General features: G+C 48.3%; 13 protein-coding genes. 4 read left to right on the plus strand and 9 right to left on the minus strand.

From position 1 onward, the window contains the following. Genes ACY2RR_RS13600 through ACY2RR_RS13610 form a run of 3 tightly spaced genes read right to left on the minus strand, consistent with a single transcriptional unit; the run spans position 1 to position 2,816 of the window. A complete protein-coding gene (locus ACY2RR_RS13600) occupies positions 1–267 on the minus strand; it encodes a FeoC-like transcriptional regulator (protein ID WP_490108697.1) in 267 nt (88 codons plus the stop codon). Next, positions 257–2,581, minus strand: a complete 2,325-nt coding sequence (gene feoB, locus ACY2RR_RS13605; protein ID WP_490108698.1) for a Fe(2+) transporter permease subunit FeoB — start codon at positions 2,579–2,581, stop codon at positions 257–259. Before feoB ends, ACY2RR_RS13600 begins: the two co-directional genes overlap by 11 nt. Next, on the minus strand, positions 2,550–2,816 hold the full coding sequence (locus ACY2RR_RS13610) for a FeoA family protein (protein WP_490108699.1): 267 nt from the start codon (positions 2,814–2,816) through the stop codon (positions 2,550–2,552). The genes feoB and ACY2RR_RS13610 overlap by 32 nt, the downstream gene beginning before the upstream one ends. A gap of 394 nt (positions 2,817–3,210) precedes the next feature. Here ACY2RR_RS13610 and ACY2RR_RS13615 point away from each other — a divergent pair, with 394 nt between their 5' ends. Continuing rightward, positions 3,211–3,771 (plus strand): hypothetical protein, encoded by a 561-nt coding sequence (locus ACY2RR_RS13615; RefSeq protein WP_490108700.1) that lies wholly within the window; start codon positions 3,211–3,213, stop codon positions 3,769–3,771. Positions 3,772–3,850: 79 nt separating this feature from the next. On the opposite strand, the gene yiaY is transcribed toward ACY2RR_RS13615, so the two are convergent. Continuing rightward, positions 3,851–5,002: an L-threonine dehydrogenase gene (yiaY, locus tag ACY2RR_RS13620; RefSeq protein ID WP_490108701.1), complete on the minus strand. Its 1,152-nt coding sequence runs from the start codon at positions 5,000–5,002 to the stop codon at positions 3,851–3,853. A gap of 202 nt (positions 5,003–5,204) precedes the next feature. Here yiaY and ACY2RR_RS13625 point away from each other — a divergent pair, with 202 nt between their 5' ends. Next, positions 5,205–5,918 carry a tRNA1(Val) (adenine(37)-N6)-methyltransferase gene (locus ACY2RR_RS13625; protein ID WP_490108702.1) on the plus strand — a complete coding sequence of 238 codons (714 nt, stop codon included), beginning with the start codon at positions 5,205–5,207 and terminating at the stop codon, positions 5,916–5,918. On the opposite strand, the gene ACY2RR_RS13630 is transcribed toward ACY2RR_RS13625, so the two are convergent. Both ACY2RR_RS13630 and ACY2RR_RS13635 read right to left on the minus strand, forming a co-directional pair. Further along, positions 5,915–13,522: a hypothetical protein gene (locus ACY2RR_RS13630; RefSeq protein ID WP_490108703.1), complete on the minus strand. Its 7,608-nt coding sequence runs from the start codon at positions 13,520–13,522 to the stop codon at positions 5,915–5,917. The two genes, ACY2RR_RS13625 and ACY2RR_RS13630, sit on opposite strands and share 4 nt — an antisense overlap. 124 nt (positions 13,523–13,646) lie before the next feature. Then, positions 13,647–14,126, minus strand: a complete 480-nt coding sequence (locus ACY2RR_RS13635) for a ProQ/FINO family protein (protein WP_490108704.1) — start codon at positions 14,124–14,126, stop codon at positions 13,647–13,649. Between the two features lie 127 nt (positions 14,127–14,253). On the opposite strand from ACY2RR_RS13635, the gene ACY2RR_RS13640 reads away from it, so the two are divergent. Both ACY2RR_RS13640 and ACY2RR_RS13645 read left to right on the plus strand, forming a co-directional pair. Next, positions 14,254–15,183, plus strand: coding sequence for a bile acid:sodium symporter family protein (locus ACY2RR_RS13640; RefSeq protein ID WP_490108705.1), 930 nt, complete (start codon positions 14,254–14,256; stop codon positions 15,181–15,183). A gap of 55 nt (positions 15,184–15,238) precedes the next feature. Continuing rightward, positions 15,239–15,877: an NAD(P)-dependent oxidoreductase gene (locus ACY2RR_RS13645; RefSeq protein WP_490108706.1), complete on the plus strand. Its 639-nt coding sequence runs from the start codon at positions 15,239–15,241 to the stop codon at positions 15,875–15,877. 59 nt (positions 15,878–15,936) lie between these two features. Here the strand turns inward: ACY2RR_RS13645 and ACY2RR_RS13650 are convergent, their stop codons facing one another. The 3 genes from ACY2RR_RS13650 to ACY2RR_RS13660 all read right to left on the minus strand — a co-directional run. Further along, positions 15,937–16,764 carry a flagellar motor protein MotB gene (locus ACY2RR_RS13650; protein WP_490108707.1) on the minus strand — a complete coding sequence of 276 codons (828 nt, stop codon included), beginning with the start codon at positions 16,762–16,764 and terminating at the stop codon, positions 15,937–15,939. Continuing rightward, entirely contained in the window at positions 16,761–17,615 is an 855-nt protein-coding gene (locus ACY2RR_RS13655; protein WP_490108708.1) for a motility-associated protein, read from the minus strand. Before ACY2RR_RS13655 ends, ACY2RR_RS13650 begins: the two co-directional genes overlap by 4 nt. A 39-nt stretch (positions 17,616–17,654) precedes the next feature. Then, positions 17,655–17,875: hypothetical protein (locus ACY2RR_RS13660; protein WP_490108709.1), on the minus strand; the 221-nt coding region annotated here is incomplete at its 5' end.

The following is a 17,875-nucleotide window of genomic DNA, read 5'->3' on the forward strand; positions in this document are numbered from 1 at the left end:
TTACCGGGAACAGGGGGTTCCCAGAGAGATCAGAGCCGGAGCAGCCTCCGGCTTGACCCATTGGTACCACACTCCGTCGTTAGCCCGGTCACACCCGCCACAGCCTTGAGTGCAGGGAGATTCCACTCTCACAATCTGCCCTTTTCTCAGCCAGTGGGTAAGCATGCCAGACATAACACCTTCCTCAGTATCGAAATGGTTGGCCAGCTCATAAAGGCTGACCATCCCATCTTTCGATGTCAGGAAGCGACGGATATCACTTAGCACCAACAGCACCTGCCATATTCAGCTGGGCTTCCCGTTTGCCTGCCTTTCGCAGAACCGCCAGAACACCCACAAAGATCAGACCGAACACTGCCAGCCAGCTCGCAGAGGAACCCGGATGCTGACTGAAAGTCACAATCTGGTAGTAAGATGACGCCACAGTGTAGCCTGCATAAGTAGACCAGGCACCTACCAGCCACATCCAGCCTCGTCCGGCTTCACGGTTCACCGCACCCATGGCCGCCACACAAGGGGCATAGAGCAGAACCATCAGCAGGTAAGCAAAGGCAGAAGCTTCACTGCCAAACTGGGTACGCATGGTTTCGTAGGTTCCTACGCTTACGCCCTGCTCTTCAGCGGCTTCTTCCACATTGTCGGTAGTGCCAACATTCAGGCCCAGAGGGTCAGCCAGTGCACCGGCAATACCTGCCAGGTTTTCAGGAATAGTTACCAGGGCTTCATTTACGCCAGCCATCAGGTCGAACTCGTGCTCGCCTTCACCATCCTCAGACATGTTGCTGTACAGGGAATCCAGTGTACCTACCACAGCTTCCTTGGCGAACAGTCCGGTAAACAGGCCTACAGCCGCTGGCCAGTTGTCCTGTTCCATACCCATTGGGGCAAAGACTGGAGTAATTGTCTGACCGATATGGCTGAGTACGGAGCGCTCGGTGTTTTCGTTACCGAAAGAACCATCAGTACCCAGGGAGTTCAGAACACCCAGAACCGCAACCACCATAACAATAGTTTTACCAGCGCGAACAATAAAGGACTTCAGGCGATCCCAGGTACGCAGCAGAATGCCTTTCAGGGTTGGCAAGTGGTAGCGTGGCAGCTCCATTACAAAAGGAGTCGCCTCACCTGGCAGCAGGGTATGCTTCATAATCAGGCCAGTGATGACGGCTACGGCAATACCTGTCAGGTACAGAGCAAATACCACGTTCTGGCCACTATCCGGGAAGAACACCACCGCAAACAGTGCGTATACAGGCAAACGGGCACCACAGGACATAAACGGATTCATCAGAATCGTCAGTTTGCGGTCACGCTCCTGTTCCAGGGTACGGGTTGCCATAATTGCCGGTACGTTACAGCCAAAGCCAACCAGTACCGGAACAAACGCCTTACCGGGCAGACCCAGTGCACGCATGGCACGGTCCATAACAAAGGCTGCACGAGCCATGTAACCGGAATCTTCCAGGAGAGACAGCGCCAGATACAGAGCCGCAATAACCGGAATAAAGGTAGAAACTGTCTGGATACCACCACCGATACCATCAGACAAAATGGTGGTAAGGAACTCAGGAGATCCCACACTCTCCAGCAGATGGCGCATACCATCCACAAAAATGGTACCCACCAGAATATCGAAGAAATCGATAAATGCGCTGCCCACATGAATAGAGAACAGGAACATCAGGTACATAATGCCAAAGAAAATTGGCAGACCAAAAGCGCGACTCAGGACAACAGAGTCAATCTTCTCGGTCAGGGATTTACTGATACTCTGGCTACGGGAAACCGTATCGCTGGTCAGGGTATCAATAAACTGGTAACGGGCATCGGCAAAGAGAATATCAACCTCTTCATCACCAGCAGCCTGCAGCTCATTACGGGTACCAACCACCTCAGCCATAGCTTCGGCTGGCATCACGCTTTCGAGGCTCTGATCACCTTCCAGCAGGCGGCCTGCAAGCCAGCGCTTGCACACATTCAGCTCGGCAGCTTTCACACCAACAACTGGTTTTAGCTGCTCAAGAGCATTCTCAATGGCATCGGTGTAACGAACTTTTGCTCGTTCGTCACGCTTACCGGCCAGATAGGTTTCTATCGCGTTCTTAAGTGGGTCAACACCATTATTGCGACTGGCAATAACGGGAATGACATCACAACCCAGACGCTCGGCCAGCGCCTCGACATCAATCTTTACGCCCTTTTCCTCGGCCACATCCATCATGTTCAGAACCACCAGCATAGGGCGATTCATTTCCAGCAGCTGGGTGGTCAGGTAAAGGTTACGTTCAATGTTGCCGGCATCAATAATGTTGATATAGAGATCCGCTTCATCGGCCAGCACATAATCACGGGCCAGCTTTTCATCAATAGCGGTATTACCAATACCAACATCAAGGGAGTAAGTGCCGGGAAGGTCAACCAGTTCAATATCACGACCAGCGAAAGCGTAAGAACCGGTCTTCTTTTCAACGGTTACCCCAGGCCAGTTACCAACCTGCTGCTTGGCACCGGTCAGGCTGTTAAAGAGAGTTGTTTTACCGCAGTTCGGGTTACCGAGTACAGCTACAGTCGCCTGCACCATTGCATGCCTCCTTCTCGATTAGAACGCACTGGGCTTCATCCCGGCGCAGACTTAGACTAAAACCACGAACCTCAAGCTCAACCGGATCACCCATCGGGGCTCTGCGGACAACTTTCAACCCCGTTCCAGGGGTTAACCCCATAGCCAGCAGTTGACGGCGATAGCCACCGCCACCGGCATAACCCGATACCCTGCCGGCATCGCCGACATCCAGATCACCCAGTGTTAATGACATTAAGAACTCCTTACTTCTGGCAACATGGGGCGGCCTTGTGACCACCAGAGCAGGTTCATACAACAAGATTTGCTGTTTATTCGTCGAGCTGCATAATCTGCCAGCTTAGAATATAGAGGCAATGAGAAGCGTTCGCATCAACAATGACCGGTGAATTTTTACGTGAACCCGCATTTCATGTTATGAATTGTTATTGCGAATCATACTCAATACCACCCACCCCTCTTTTGACCTGCATCAACCTTTAGACTTTGGTCTTATCCCCACTGCTGGTGCGACCATGGTTGCATGGCGAACAGCCCTCCCAACCCATAGACTTCAAGGCATACAGTTAAACACGGAGAGTGCAGCTATGAGCGTGATAGGGAACAGAATTAACGACGGTCTTAATTTCATGATGAACGCAGCCCTGGATACTGCAGAGGTAGTCAGCGGCGGCTGGAAACAATTGAAGAATGCATGCAGCCACCTGAAAGAGCTGGCTTGCAACACCGCTATCTACAGGGCAATTAAGAGCCGTGTTTGCAGAACACATACCCCCAATGTTCTCTATATGGGCGGTAGCGCTCCCTTCGGAGAGCGGGCAGTGATTCTGGAAGCTAAAAAAGAACTTACAGAGCTGGACAAAATGGCTGAAACTTTTGGCACAGCGTTAGCCGCAGCAAACAGTAAACTGAGGGAAGCCAATAAGGGCAACACCCAGAAGACCCACAACCTGCGAGCTCTTGAAAGAAGACTTCAGACGGCAAAGGATGAAGCATCAAGACTCAACGAAGAAAAAGAAGCTATCAGGAAGGAGCTGAATAGCGCAGGTGCAAAAAACTCTGACCTGACGGCCGAGGTTGATAAATTAAAAGTTGAGCTGAAAGATCTCAGAGAGAAACAGCAAGGTGTCCTCAATTTAGTTGGTGGACTTTCCAATCAAATCACTACGGCTGTAACAACCAAAGTGTAAAGTTAAAGCCGAACACCATGAAAAAAAACCAGCATTTATGCTGGTTTTTTTTCATCTGATTTTTATAACCAGTCAGTGTTTACATAGCAGCACTGTAGATAGCGATAATCTCTTCCAGATTCGCCTGCTTAGGGTTAGTCAGACCACAAGCATCTTTCAGGGCATTGGTAGCCAGAACTTCGAAGTCTTCTTCCTTCACGCCCAGCTCAGTCAGGCCGGCGGGAATGCCGATATCGGCAGACAGACGCTTGATAGCAGCCAGTGCTTTTTCAGCGGCTTCAACATCGGTCAGACCTTCAACGTTTTCACCCATAGCAACAGCTACGTCGGCCAGTTTCTCAGGCCGAACACGGGCATTGTAAGCCTGTACGTGAGGCAACAGAACCGCGTTGCAAACACCGTGAGGCAGATCGTAGAAACCACCCAGCTGGTGAGCCATAGCGTGAACGTAACCCAGGCTGGCGTTGTTGAATGCCATACCGGCCAGCAGCTGTGCGTAAGCCATCTGCTCACGGGCTTCCATATCCGCACCGTTACCAACAGCACGACGCAGGAAGCGGGCAATCAGTTCGATAGCTTTCAGAGCGCTGCAATCGGTCACAGGAGTGGCGATGGTAGAAACGTAAGCTTCAACAGCGTGAGTCAGAGCGTCCATACCAGTAGCAGCAGTCAGGGATGCAGGCATGCCCTTCATCAGCTCAGGATCGTTAACAGACATCACTGGAGTGGTGTTCTTATCAACAATCGCCATCTTCACATGACGCTCTTCGTCAGTGATGATGCAGAAACGGGTAATTTCAGAAGCAGTACCCGCAGTGGTGTTAATAGCAACCAGCGGCAATTGCGGCTTGGCAGATACGTTTACACCTTCATAATCCTTGATTGCACCACCATTGGTGGCAACCAGGGCAATACCTTTCGCGCAGTCGTGTGGAGAGCCGCCGCCCAGGGAGATAACGAAGTCGCAGCCGTTCTCTTCTAGCAGCTTCAGACCTTCAGCAACGTTACCGCAGGTTGGGTTTGGCTGAGTGCCATCAAAAACAACACTGGTAATACCTTTGGCACCTAGTTGCTCAGTCACATCAGCAACCAGACCAATTTTGTTCAGGACTTCGTCAGTTACAACCAGTGCTTTTGTTAAACCGAGGCTGACGATATCATTCATCGCGCCTTCGAGGCAGCCTTCACCCATGTGGTTTACAGGGGGCATAAAGAATGAAAATGCGGCCATGACAGCTCCTTGTTTGACAGAAAGGTGTTACCCAAACCGGTGCTACAACGCTCAACGCTGTGACACTGAAATCGTATTGAGTACTACCTTACGCCCCATAAAGTGCCCATTTATTGATCTGCGACAGGTATTTAGAACCCGAACAAAAATTGGTCCTATCCAATTTTCATTTTTGTTAATTTAACGCAATTTTTTAATACCTATGGCCAGAAACCAACATTTCCACTTCAAACAATTTTCTGTTTATCAGCAAAACTGTGCCATGAAGGTCTCTACCGATGCATGTTTGTTTGGCGCTGTAGTTGATCTTGATGAAAGTCAAAAGATACTCGATATCGGAACAGGTACAGGCTTGCTGGCACTAATGGCAGCACAACGCTCAGATGCACAGATCGATGCTGTTGAACTTGATCGAGATACCGCAGAGCAGGCTCAAAACAATGTGGAACAAAGCCCCTGGAAAGATCGCATAGCTATCTTTCCACAATCTATTCAGTGTTTTGCGCGGGAGAACCTGCAAAAACGCTATGATCGAATTATCTGCAACCCGCCATTTTTTACCGCCCATACAGCCTCAGGCTGCTCATTAAGGCATCAGGCCCGGCACAATGATTCTTTAAGTTTTGAAGAACTGGCCGCCAGCACCAAAACTCTTTTACATGCTGATGGTTTATTTCACGTTCTATTGCCAACGTCTGAACAGGAGCGCTTTATTAGTGCCTGTTGGAAAGCTGGTTTGTTTCTTTCCAACAACCTGTCAGTTCGCCCAACGTTAAATAAGGAAGTTTCCCGCCAGATTCTTAGTTTTAGTCATCAAGGAAAAGTAACCACTAAGAATGAAATATGTATCCATGGAAGCGAAGGATACACTGAGGAGTTTATAAGGCTATTGAAGCCCTTTTACTTGAAACTCTAAACAACAGGTTTACCACCCAACGTTGTCTGCCTATCCCAGTACATGCCTTTGGGTGGTACCAAGTGTACAAAATGTTTCGAAGTGTCTTCTGCCAGAATCATAGATGGTTGCACATGAACATCCTTTATAACCTTACTGAATTCAAGTTCAGCTCTATCCTGAGTATATTTCTTAAGCTCCCGAATTGAGGCATCAAACTGTGACGATATCCTAACCACCCCAGGGATATCTGATAAACCTTTCAGTTTTTCCATAGTGGCTATACAACGATTTCGCACGGCTTCAAGCCCTTCTGCCCCGCCGTTTTCTTCCATGTATCCAGGGCTCTGGTATAAAGCCAATTCTAAAAGGTCGACAAATAACTCATAAGAAGAAACAGAGAGAGGATCGGATTCAAAGGATCCAACCTGAGCGACTACTTTTCTGATTTCAGGTAGTTTGGCCGCAAATTCCACAGGTGATTCCAACGATAGCCTGTAGTCTTCATTAACCAGTTTCTCCAGCACATTGTACGTGTGTTCTTTCTTCTGCCGAGAAGCTTCCCTTACTCTCAAACGCTCTTGCTGAACGAACTCAAGGAGATATGGGATAACCCGGTCATGCAATGCCTGAAAGCGATTCTGCAAAGCCAGCACAGACCCTGCCTGCAATATGGTACTTTCTATATATTGAATCGCCTCTGTTGCATCCTTATAAAGCTCTGCGCTGCACCCTTCAGCTTCAATCAATTCAACCATCTGTTCGAAGCGATACAGGTGATTCCATAATCGCTGCTGGTTACATGCAACTAGTAATCTTTTGCCTGCAGGTGAATCCATAGCTTCCTGGAATACAACATGCTCATACGCAGCATCCAGAACATCAATGATTGCATCTCTAGATCTCAAGGATAAACGTCCAAAATCCCCACCTAATGCGCATCCAAGAGCATAATAAAAATTGCAAACCTGAACCGGATTCCTTCGATGATGGTAATAGCGCATGCACTTGTAATACACCTGCATACTCAACAAGGAGTATTTAAACCGACTCACCACAGGATCAGCCCCCACTCCTGCCAGTAACCCCTCACATACATCTGGGCTGAATCGTTCCATGGGAACCGCCAGCGCCCGCTCCAATCGATACAAGGGAGTCTTAGTTTGTTGTAAATGAAGCCCGAGAGATACAGGCCTTTTCTGTTCAACCTTTTTACTCTCATGGGTTTCTACACTTGCTGCCACTATCTCTTGAGCACTTGAAATCGCATTCGCAACAATTTGTTTTGCAACAGTGTTTAGCTCTTCATCGCCGTTACCTGTAGTGACCCCTTCAACCGAACTGGAGGTTGAAACCATCGAATCAACATGACTAACCGGTTCTTCTAAATTAGAGCTTATCGAATGACTTGCAGAAAGACTTTCTGGATCATTTTGCTCTTCAAGTTTCTCCGAACCCTCTTCACTACCGATCAGCTTCACACGCAGATCACTGGCTTCTTCCTGACTCAGGCCACAGCTGCACCAAAGCTCAATAGTTTGTTCTACCAGTCTCTTCTTCTGAGATTTCAATTCACCCTGTTCATGAACAGCTTTCATGTTTTCAATCCACGACCGGCACAAGTCGGCTACAACAACCGGAAGCCTTTCGACTAAAATTGCGCCGCATGCATTGACGTGAATTTTCTCCAAAAGAGTTGCCGTTTTGTGTCTGCCTGGCGATTTTGCAGAGGACCATAGCAGCAACTCAACAGTCTGCCTGCTTACCTCGAAAGCGTCGTATGGCATTGCAAACGGCTGTAGAGCCGCTTTACCTCTTAGTGCCTGTCGCCACTTCAACAGTTGGGGCTGTGCTTTACCCCGGAGGGTGTGTTCAGCAGCAGCGCTCTCTATCTCATCAATAACTACGCGCTGTAACTCTTTCTGTTCTTCCATAGCCAAATGTTTTTTCCATTCGACATGGGTCATAGATGCACGGGCAATCTTTTTCAGATCCTCTTCTGAAAACAACGCTTTTTGTTCAGCAGGTATATTTCTTAATTTTTTCTTCTTCTCTTCATTGAGTTCGCGGTTGCCCGTTTTATCCAGCAAACAACGAATAGCCACAACATCTTCATATTGCTGAAGCTGAGAGCGCAGTTCCTCTACCCCTTCAGCCTTTTGCTCATCCAGTACATCTAAACGAGCTCGTACAAGCGACAGTTCTTGCTTAAGCTGCTTATTCAACACTCTGACTTGTTTAAATTGATTGAGGTAGTGCTGAACATTTCCATTCACCTCAGCGTAAACCTGTTCCAGGGAGCGTTGCCTATCACTCTCCAGCAGACACTGACGATACAGCTCCCACCAGCGTCCGGTCTGAGCGCTTTTACCCCTTATTGCGCCAAGAGTCTGCAATGCCTGCTCAAGATCAAAACCCCTCACGGCATCACACAAATTAATAGCAACCTCCGGCAATCCTTGGGAAATAGCCTGCCTAAGCAAGGTACTGCGAAGCTCATCATCTCTTAGGATATGAGCACACTGACAGCAAATCTCAGCCGCCACCTGGGAAGCCTCTTCAGAACGATCAAGCTTAAGAAGGGTACACAGTTCTGGCAGTGTGACTGCCTGGGGAGCTGACTTCATGACCTTATGACAACCCGCCAGCAGATGCTTATACAACCGCTGCACGCTTTTATCTGACTTATAAAGTGCGAGTCCCCTGAGAAGCTGCAAAAGCTCAGCCTGCCGCCACTGCAAAGGGAGTTTAATGCTGCCAAAATCCATGCTCTGGCAAAGATCAAGAACCCAATCTACTCTCGGAGGGACTTCAGCCATTTCCCTATGCAACATCAGCAAAAGACCTTCACTTACTTTTTTCTTGTAAGCCCTTTTTAACCAGCCCAGCGTCTGCTCCCTGTGGCCAGCTTTACGATTGAATTCCATTGCCTTGCAACACACCGAGAGCAATTCTGCGCCGGGAATCAGGCGGTTGGTGTAACGTCGACTTAACTCCCGCAAAATATCTTCATGACTAGTACCTGGTGCAAGTTCATCCAAGCTTTCCACCAGTTCAGCCAGAGGCAGCGTTTCAATTGTGCTTTTTACTTCCACTTCAGAAGGAGGTAATACAACAGTAGCCTCACTCTTTTCCGAACTCTGAGAGAGAGATGAAGCAGAAGACGAAGCCAACCCTTTCGTTTCAACAGTAGCCGCCAAAGAAGGTGGTTCAGCGCTCTTTTGAGTCGCGCTATCTTTGCCGCCTTTGCCTTTTTTCCTCCTTCTCTTACTTTTCTTACCAGTAGCCGGGGAACTTTGCGGAGTATCCTGTGGTGATGCCTCTTCCGATATTTTCTCTGGTGAAAGGTTTTCTTCAATACTCTCTTCAGGAGGATTATCCACCAGGGTCAGAAACTCCAACAGCTTCGAGTAATCCTTTCCACTTTCTCTGGCAGCTCTTTCAATAACCTCTACCACAGTATTTCGGTGGGGATGTACCACCAATAGATGGGCATGACCTTTTTCCAGGTATAGATGAAGAGAGTCAACAAGTTTTGCTAGAGAGATTTTTTCCTGAAGTTTGGGAAAACGATGAACAGCTTCAATAAGGTAAAAAATAACCTGTGGATCTGTGCTATCTGCATAGCTACACATCCTTTCCAACATATCCTCAAAGACTGGAGCACCAAGTGTTTCGAGAACTTCAATATCCTGTACTAAACGTGCCTGTGGGCAGTGATCGAGCCAGTCCTGTGTGAGGTCTACCATTGCGCCACGAAATTCTTTCGGCCCATTGACCGACAGCTGTCGCAAAGTGCACATCGCCGGCAAATAATTCAATCTGAAAGCTTGTGTTAACTGCTGGCAAGCCAGTTTGTAATCCCCACATTTGAAATACAGCAGCCCAGACATATACAAACCTTCGGGGTCTGGAGCCTGCACCTGCATTTTTTTGACATACTTCGTACCTGCAGAGTTAAAACACGCTCTCGCCTTTTCTTCACAACCTTCCCGCAAAGCCAGAATTCCCTTACATGTCCAGGCACAGGCAAAATTTCCCGCGGAGGCATAATTCAAAGCACCCATCAGTTCAAAGCCATCTATATCCGCTGAACAGTCTCCATAAACGATTAATTGTGCATAGAGCAATTGGGCTGCAGCCGAATCATTGCCGGGGAGAGTTTTGACAAGCTTTAACAGTTGAAAAATGACATTCTTAGGAGCACCTGCAGCCAGGCGCCCGATGAATTCCGCAAGAATTCTACTCCCCTGCTCTAGATTCGTTAGCTGCTTTACGGTCCGCACGTAGGCAGGATCATTTTTAAACGCCACCTTTACGGCATGTAAAAACGGCAGATGATCTTCATCCTGACGGCTTTCGATATCTCCAATAGCCTGCTGAAAACTAGTTTCCCTTTCCGTGGTTACCAGCCAAAACAAATCTGTGTCACTTGTCAGACAAGCACGAATCCCCTCTGGTTTGGGAAGCAATGGCGGCAAACACTTAAGGGCATGCATCAGCTGGCGTGGGTTTGTTAAAATCCAACTGCAACGGGTAGCCACAAAATGTTGCATCATCGGAATAGCAATGCCTGGAGCACGGGTCGCAAGAGCAATGTTCTTAGTGCGCTCAAGATCATAACTGGCCGACTTTAAATGATCTTCATCATTCAGGCCGACATATACCATTCTGGTGAGGTTTCCACAGATTTCTGCATAGCCGTCACAGCAACCCAGTCTTGCCATTTCGCCAGCCACTCCCTGAAGGCGCCGACACTCACCCGGATCAAAGTTATCCCCACCCATCGGTGCCATAACTTCGGAAATGGTTTGCCATCTGCTATCAACCATCCATTGTCGACAGGCCTCATCATCAGGCTCCGTAACAACTCTGGGACCTACAAGAGGTGTGGAAACAGCACCATAGACATAAACCAAACGATCTTTTCCTCTGTAACCATGAGCCAGAGCAAGACCAAAATATTCTGCAGCTTCTCCATTGGCACCCAGGTTATGAGCCGCGACCCCTAACAGATAGAAATAGGTTTTCACCCGTTCCCGACAAGCATCTTTTTGTCTATCACCTGTCTCCGGACGGGGGCTGTACCCCCAGTCATGAAATACTGCTGGCAGTAATGGTCTTAAGGTAAATAAGATTTTTTCGCTGACAGAGTCTTCCGACTCAGTCGTTACCTTCAATTTATCCGTAAGCGCCAATAGCTGTTCATCTACACGTGCCGAAGCATCAACAGCCAGCGGGTTTTCTTTATTCTTCTTCGACAGCGCCCTGACCTGTTCTTCCATGACATCAAACTGCTGAATCATGGCAACGGTAGGATTGTCCTGAGGACTAACCCCCAGCTCCAAACCGCCCACAGCCCCTACAATTACACATTCATTTCTGGCTTTGACAATAACAGTCAGTGCAGCCTGGTATTCCTTCTGTTGGGCTAACTCTTCGATATAGACTGCATAGAGTTTTAGTGAACCGGAGAGTAAGGCTGCCAACCTCTTGCACTGCAATCTGTGATCATCATCTTCAACATCAAAATGCTTCTGCAAAACACCGACAACATTATCCACACCAGCATCCAGGCGAAGCAGGAAGCACTCCTGATCTTCCAGCTCACACAGTTTTTCAAGTAACTGTTCCTGTTGACTCTCCGAAAGCTCAGTAAAATAACCTTCACAGGCAAGATCCAAAGCACGATAGCTGCTTCTGGGTGTATCGAAAGCACAGCCCGGCAGTTCAACTTGTATATCCTGAGTAATACTACACAGAAGTTTGGCCTCACTGGTTAGCAGTGATTGATATTTGGCCGTTTTCTTTTTACCGGTTGCTTTTGCCTGAACCTGTTGGCGCCATCTCTGAATAGCATCACGGTAACAACCTGGAATGGGATCATCGGGAAACGGGCATTGCTCCCGACCATAGATCAACTTCACCAGAACCTGGTAAACAAAGAAATCTTCCGGATCGTGATACCCTTTATGCTTGAGCGCTTTGCCTGCCGCTTCCATAGCTTCATGCAGTTGCCCCATTTGTACGTGATAAAACGTTTTCGCCCGAAAATTGGAAGACAGCGGCTTATTATCCTGAGAAAAATGATCAGCCAGATGATAGCGATACCCCGCCAGAGCATGCCCGGCTGCATTATTTTTATCATCAGCCCATAACTGTGCCAAAAGAGTAAATGCTGCACATCCGCCTCTGTTACAGCTGAGAAGAGCCATCGTTCGGGCATCAACTTCGGAATAACCAAAACCCTCACAGCCGTAAGCAGCCGCGCGCCAGAACAAGGGTTCTGCATCGCCGTACTCTTCCAGTTCCTGCAGTCCTTTCAGTTGCTGGCCAGCGCACCCCAGTTCAAAGGCTTTCATAAGAATGGCCTGTAAAGAGTTTTCTCTTTTGCTGGCTTTTTCAAAGTAGGCTTTCAGAAGCTTGTCATATGGCCACTCAAAGTCAGGGCCAATGAGCTTTCTCTCTGCACATGAAAGAGAATGCTTTACTCCCTTTACAGTTCTCCACAACACAGCCTGTTGCAGCAGGTCTCTAGCAGTACAGGGATCAGAATGATAATGTCGCCAGAAGTCAGAGTGACGGAAACCACCCAGAAGTTGAGCCTGACAGACACAAGCTACGGGGCATTCCTGCATCACTCCCTGAGAGACCAACAGCGCTGCTTTATTGAGATCTTTATCAAACTTCAGCGCTCCATCAATATAGCTGTCGGCCAAATGGCTCAGCAGGCAGCACTCTCCGTGCTCTGCCGCCTCCAATACTTTTCGTTCGTACTCTTTGCGATGTTCAGCAGAGAGATAAGGCGTTTTTGAAGTAATTTGATACCTTTGCCCATCAACAGTTTGTTCTCTCACGATGGTTTTTTGTTGGACAACCTGTTCCCGCCACCACTCAGCCTCAAGTGCCAATAAAGTCCCAAGCCATTTTTTTGCCTCAGGAATCCCTCCATTCAGAGCATCCTTCATATCAACTGCAGCCTGCACCACATTTGTATTTGCATTCATAAGTGCAAGCCAGAAAGAGGCGTTCGCCTCCCCCAAAGAGGTAGCAGATTCCAGCTCTTCTTTTGCAGCATCACGATCGGAATGCAACATGCCCATACCAGAGCAAAACTGCTTTATTGCTGCCAGCCGCCCTCCTCTGATTCCCTTCATTTTGGAAGGAACAGCCTCCCCCAACCGGGCATACCACCCGCAGACCTTGAGAAAATCTTCCTCTGAACAGCCTCGGGAAAGAAGGAATGCCCTCGAAGTATCCAGAAATCCTGAAACCTGTCTTACAGCACCTTCAGCTGTTTCTTCCGAAGATGGCGAAAGAGCAATAACTTCCAGAACCGACTCAAAATAAGTTTCCAGCTGGTTCACAAATTCATCTTCTGCGAGATAACTGCCTGCACTGGCGCTGGAATCTGGGCTAGTACTGCTCGATGAGCGATAAGCAGGGTTTGGTGCAACACTGACTAGCGAGCGTTTGAGCACTGGGGATCCACGAACAGGGCTGTCATCCCTGCCAACACTTGGCGGCCGGGGATCATGCTCTCCATCTGATTGAGGAGGTTGATACGGTGCAAATTGCTGCTGTGCACCAGCTTGAGATGAAGGTGTCCGAACCTGCCGTTCCATGTCTGACCGATTTCCCAGAGTTTTCAACAGGTATTATCAGACAGCTATTCGTCATGCTTTGTGTATGGCGACTAACCATAATGGCAGGAAGACTGGCAGCCCTGAACAGGCTGCCGGAGAGAAATCAGTTAGCCGTTTCGACTTTTTCCTGCTCAGTCACTACCCGCAGCTGACCAACAAAGGCTCTGGGGGGATTCTTCTTGCAGAAACGGTCATAGAGCATCATATCGGCATTCACAGCCTCTTCCAGCCGTACTTTGCCATGGGGCTTGCCGTCAAGACCAATGCGCGCCCGGCCATCCCGGGTGCTTTCCAGGTACTGATCAAGGCGCGTATAGCAACGTAAGCCAATTTTAATCAGAGGTTGTGGAACCTGGCCAGTCGCGGCTATATCCTTATCAATGCCGACCTTGAGAGGGCGGGGAGAAGACACACGGAAAACCGCAGGCCAGAGCAGGCGTAACACTCTCAGTGCTTCATGGCCCATAACATCCTTGCTGTTTCTGCTGTTCAGGTCAGCCAGAAGACTATTCACCTCATCAGAGGTTGTTTTCACCTCAGGTGACTGGCCATCCTTGCTTTCTGGTTGGGTTGCTGACTGCATATATACGGAAAACCTGTTGTAAATAAAAACCTCCCCTGCAGGGAGAGGAGTAAAATACTCCACTCTGGGCAATATACACCAGTACTAACTGATAACGAGATAAAAAATGTCTAGGATTTCTGCCTTCATGCCAATACTGGCGCTGCTTGGCGGCATTGCCGGCTATTTGTTTGCTCCTGAGATTAGCCAGGGAAAATCGCTTATCGTTCCTTTACTGTCCCTTATCATGCTTCTGATGGGGCTTACCCTGAAGCCTTCCGATTTCATCCGGGAATTCCGTAGCCCTCTACCACTGGTAATTGGCATATCTCTGCAGTTTCTGGTGATGCCTTTACTGGCTTATGGGATCAGTAATTGGTGGGGACTTTCTGCAGCCCTTATGACCGGCATGATTCTGGTAGGTACAGCGCCCGGAGGCACTGCCTCCAATGTTTTAACTTACTTGGCCGGGGGAAATATTGCCCTGTCTATCAGCATGACCCTGACTTCAACGCTGCTGGCCATTTTCCTGATGCCCTGGTTGACAGGGTTTTATCTTCAGGATGTGATTGAGGTTGACCGGCTGGCTATGTTGTTCAGCATTGCCCAGATTGTTCTTTTACCCGTTGCCCTGGGAGTAACTGCAAATACCCTTTGGCATGATTCAGTGAAACGAATCCATACCTATCTTCCCACTCTTTCAACTCTTGCTATTGTTTTCACCATTACAATCGTGGTGGCGCTGAATGAGAGCAGTCTAAAAAACCTGGGGCTTTCTGTTTTATCTGCAGTTTTGATTCACAACAGCCTGGGATTAATGTGCGGCTATGGGTTTTCAAAGCTGGCTGGCTTAAACAACACCCAGTGCAAAACCATTGCTATTGAAGTGGGAACCCAGAATTCCGGCCTTTCCGTAGCTCTAGCCATTAAACATTTCACCGCACTGGCTGCCCTGCCCGGCGCGATATTCAGTGTAACCCAGAATATGATTGGAGCTGTGCTAGCGGGGTACTGGCAAAGCCGAAATAGCAAGAAAGCTTTCAGCCATGATATAGATAACTCGTCTGCGACTAAGTAAGCAGTTATGAGCCTGAATTCAGGTCAAACATTTTCTCTGGCAGTAATTTATAGCAATGAAAATAGTTATTCTGGGAGCCTCTGGCTTTGTTGGAAAAATATTAACCCAAAAAGCAGTCGACAGAGGTTTACAGGTAAAGGCGCTCGTTAGAACCCCTGAAAAACTGGGAGTTATCAGCACAAATATTGAAATTATTACAGGCGATTATTTCGACAAAATACCTCTTCGAAAAGCCATTTCTGGTTGTGATACGGTTCTTTCTACAATTGGCGCACCTCCCGGTAGAAAAAGCCCATACAAACCTGAAGACTATGGAAATGCATTAAAGAACGTCGTGCAGATCATGACTGACGAAGGTGTAGAAAGGTTTATAAACCTGGCCAGCGCCGGGACAAGTTACGCAGGAGAACCTATTTCCTTCAACAGAAAACTTGTCAGAGCGCTGGTACCTCTCGTTGCTCCGGTTGTTATTCCTTCAAAAGAAAAAGAGCTGGCAGTGCTGATGGGGTCAAACCTGAAGTGGACCAGCATCAGGCCACCGCTAATCAAGAGAAATGCAAAAGGCCAATTAACCGCAGATGATTCCAGAACTGCCGGCTTCCAGGTTGATGCAGAACAACTCGCCGATTTCATGCTGGATAATATTGAGTCAGAAACCTGGGTGAAAAAAGCACCTTTCGTTGGCACTAATTGACCGTACACAATACTCATCAGGTGAGACGCCATTGTTACGCCTCACCTTCAGCTGTTCATTTAGATTTGGTTTTTACGAGCCAGATGGCGAGCACCATCCATAACAGTGAAGATATTGTTATCCGCTTCAGGCGTACGATTATTCGCTTTGTTTGCCTTATCGATCAGTACCAGTTCAACCCTGCGATTTATAGCGCTGCGAGGATGTTTTTGATCAAGAGGCTGGCTGTCTGCCATACCCGAAACCTGCACAATATTCTTTTTGGGCATGCCAACAAAATCCATCAATTCACGGACACTGTTGGCTCGCGCATAAGACAAGGACCAGTTGTTTTCGAATGATCCACGGCCGGTATAAGGCGTTGAATCCGTATGCCCAATAATAGCCAGCTCCCCACCAGACTTAACCAGCTTAGGCGCCAGCTCCAGCAGCAAATCTTCAAAAAACGGTGTTAACTGGTATTCACTGCGCAGGAACATAGGCTGGTCTTCTGTTTCTACCAGCTCAATTAGCAATCCGCCGGGGATCTTTTTAACATTCACATTATCATGACTATCACTCAGCTGCATCAGCTGAAGCTCGTAAGGATCACCGCCGCGAATTTCATTAGTGATTGGATCAGGACGATCAACAATGGTCTTTCCGCTGCTGTTTTCCAGCCTCACCACCAGACCATCCGTGATTTGTTCAATTACGTAGCGGGAATTGATTGTGTCAAAGATCCCCGGATCACTGAAGTAAAGTGACAGATCTTCACGTTGCTCTTGATCAGCAATAGCAACAATCCAGAGCACCATAAACAGTGTCATCATAGACATGCAGAAATCAGCGAAGGCACCTTTCCAGCCAGCAGCTTCCTCAGGTTGCTGTTTGGATTTACGACTCATGCCGTCGCCCTCTGCAGCTTCCTCTCAAGCTCAACAAAGCTAGGTTGTAAACCAGAGAAAAGAACTCGGCGACCAGCATCGGCGGAAACAATCGGGTGACGTCCGCCACAGTTGGCAACCAGCGCGGCTTTCACACATTCAAACAGCATCACCTCGTCTTTAATAGCATGGGAGACAAGGTTGATCATCGGCATCAAAACGCCATAGCAGGAGAACATACCCAACATGGTGCCCACCATGGAACCGGCAACAGCCATACCCAGAACAGTGATAGGGCCATCCATTGAACTCATAGCGATGATTACACCCAGTACCGAGGCCACGATACCAAAACCAGGGGCGGCATCTGCCGCACGTTTTAACGCATTAACACTCTGCATCTGTTCTGCTTCAAAAGCATCCAGCTCTGAATCCAGCAGTGCTTCAAGCTCTTTCGCAGAGATTTGTCCAAGGTTGGTCATCCGCAGGTTATCGCAGATGTATGTGACTAGGCGGGGGCTATCCAGAAAACCGGAACGCTTAAACAAATCGCTGTTGGCAGGAGTTTCAATATGCTCCTCCAGAGCCTGACGCCCTTTTCTACGGATCACCTGAAACAGGTCGTGAAGAAGTACCAGTAACTGTTCGTAATCTTCTCTACCCCGACGTTTGCCCAGCAGAGCTTTGCCAAGATAAGAACGAGTCAGGACAAGTACGTCTGGTGGTGTTGATCCAAAGAAGGAGCCAAGGGAGCCGCCAATAACAATCAGGATATAGGCAGGTTGCCAAAGCGTGGCTAAAACACCATTACCCAGGTAAAAGCCACCTACCACACTTAAAAAGGAACCTAAAAAACCTATTAACTTCAACATCTCATAGCCTCAAGCCTGAATGCAGCACCTCCTGCATTGCTATCCAGTAATCGGACGGAACCAGGCAGAATTAACATCCCTGTATTGGCTATTACGATAATTCGGAGCAGTACAGTGTTTACCGGCACGGATCAGAATTTCAGGCATAAAAAAAGCCGATGCATAAGCATCGGCTTTTTTTATATATGGCATCCCGTAGGGGACTCGAACCCCTGTTACTGCCGTGAAAGGGCAGTGTCCTAGGCCACTAGACGAACGGG

The organism is Parendozoicomonas sp. 2304DJ65-17, assembly GCF_058148445.1.

Coding starts and splice junctions, on each gene's coding strand:
- ACY2RR_RS13640 (WP_490108705.1), top strand. CDS start 14,254: ATGCCAATACTGGCGCTGCTTGGCGGCATTGCCGGCTATTTGTTTGCT.
- ACY2RR_RS13635 (WP_490108704.1), bottom strand. CDS start 14,126: ATGCAGTCAGCAACCCAACCAGAAAGCAAGGATGGCCAGTCACCTGAG.
- ACY2RR_RS13615 (WP_490108700.1), top strand. CDS start 3,211: ATGATGAACGCAGCCCTGGATACTGCAGAGGTAGTCAGCGGCGGCTGG.
- ACY2RR_RS13650 (WP_490108707.1), bottom strand. CDS start 16,764: ATGAGTCGTAAATCCAAACAGCAACCTGAGGAAGCTGCTGGCTGGAAA.
- feoB (WP_490108698.1), bottom strand. CDS start 2,581: ATGGTGCAGGCGACTGTAGCTGTACTCGGTAACCCGAACTGCGGTAAA.
- yiaY (WP_490108701.1), bottom strand. CDS start 5,002: ATGGCCGCATTTTCATTCTTTATGCCCCCTGTAAACCACATGGGTGAA.
- ACY2RR_RS13630 (WP_490108703.1), bottom strand. CDS start 13,522: ATGGAACGGCAGGTTCGGACACCTTCATCTCAAGCTGGTGCACAGCAG.
- ACY2RR_RS13625 (WP_490108702.1), top strand. CDS start 5,205: ATGGCCAGAAACCAACATTTCCACTTCAAACAATTTTCTGTTTATCAG.
- ACY2RR_RS13655 (WP_490108708.1), bottom strand. CDS start 17,615: ATGTTGAAGTTAATAGGTTTTTTAGGTTCCTTTTTAAGTGTGGTAGGT.
- ACY2RR_RS13610 (WP_490108699.1), bottom strand. CDS start 2,816: ATGTCATTAACACTGGGTGATCTGGATGTCGGCGATGCCGGCAGGGTA.
- ACY2RR_RS13645 (WP_490108706.1), top strand. CDS start 15,239: ATGAAAATAGTTATTCTGGGAGCCTCTGGCTTTGTTGGAAAAATATTA.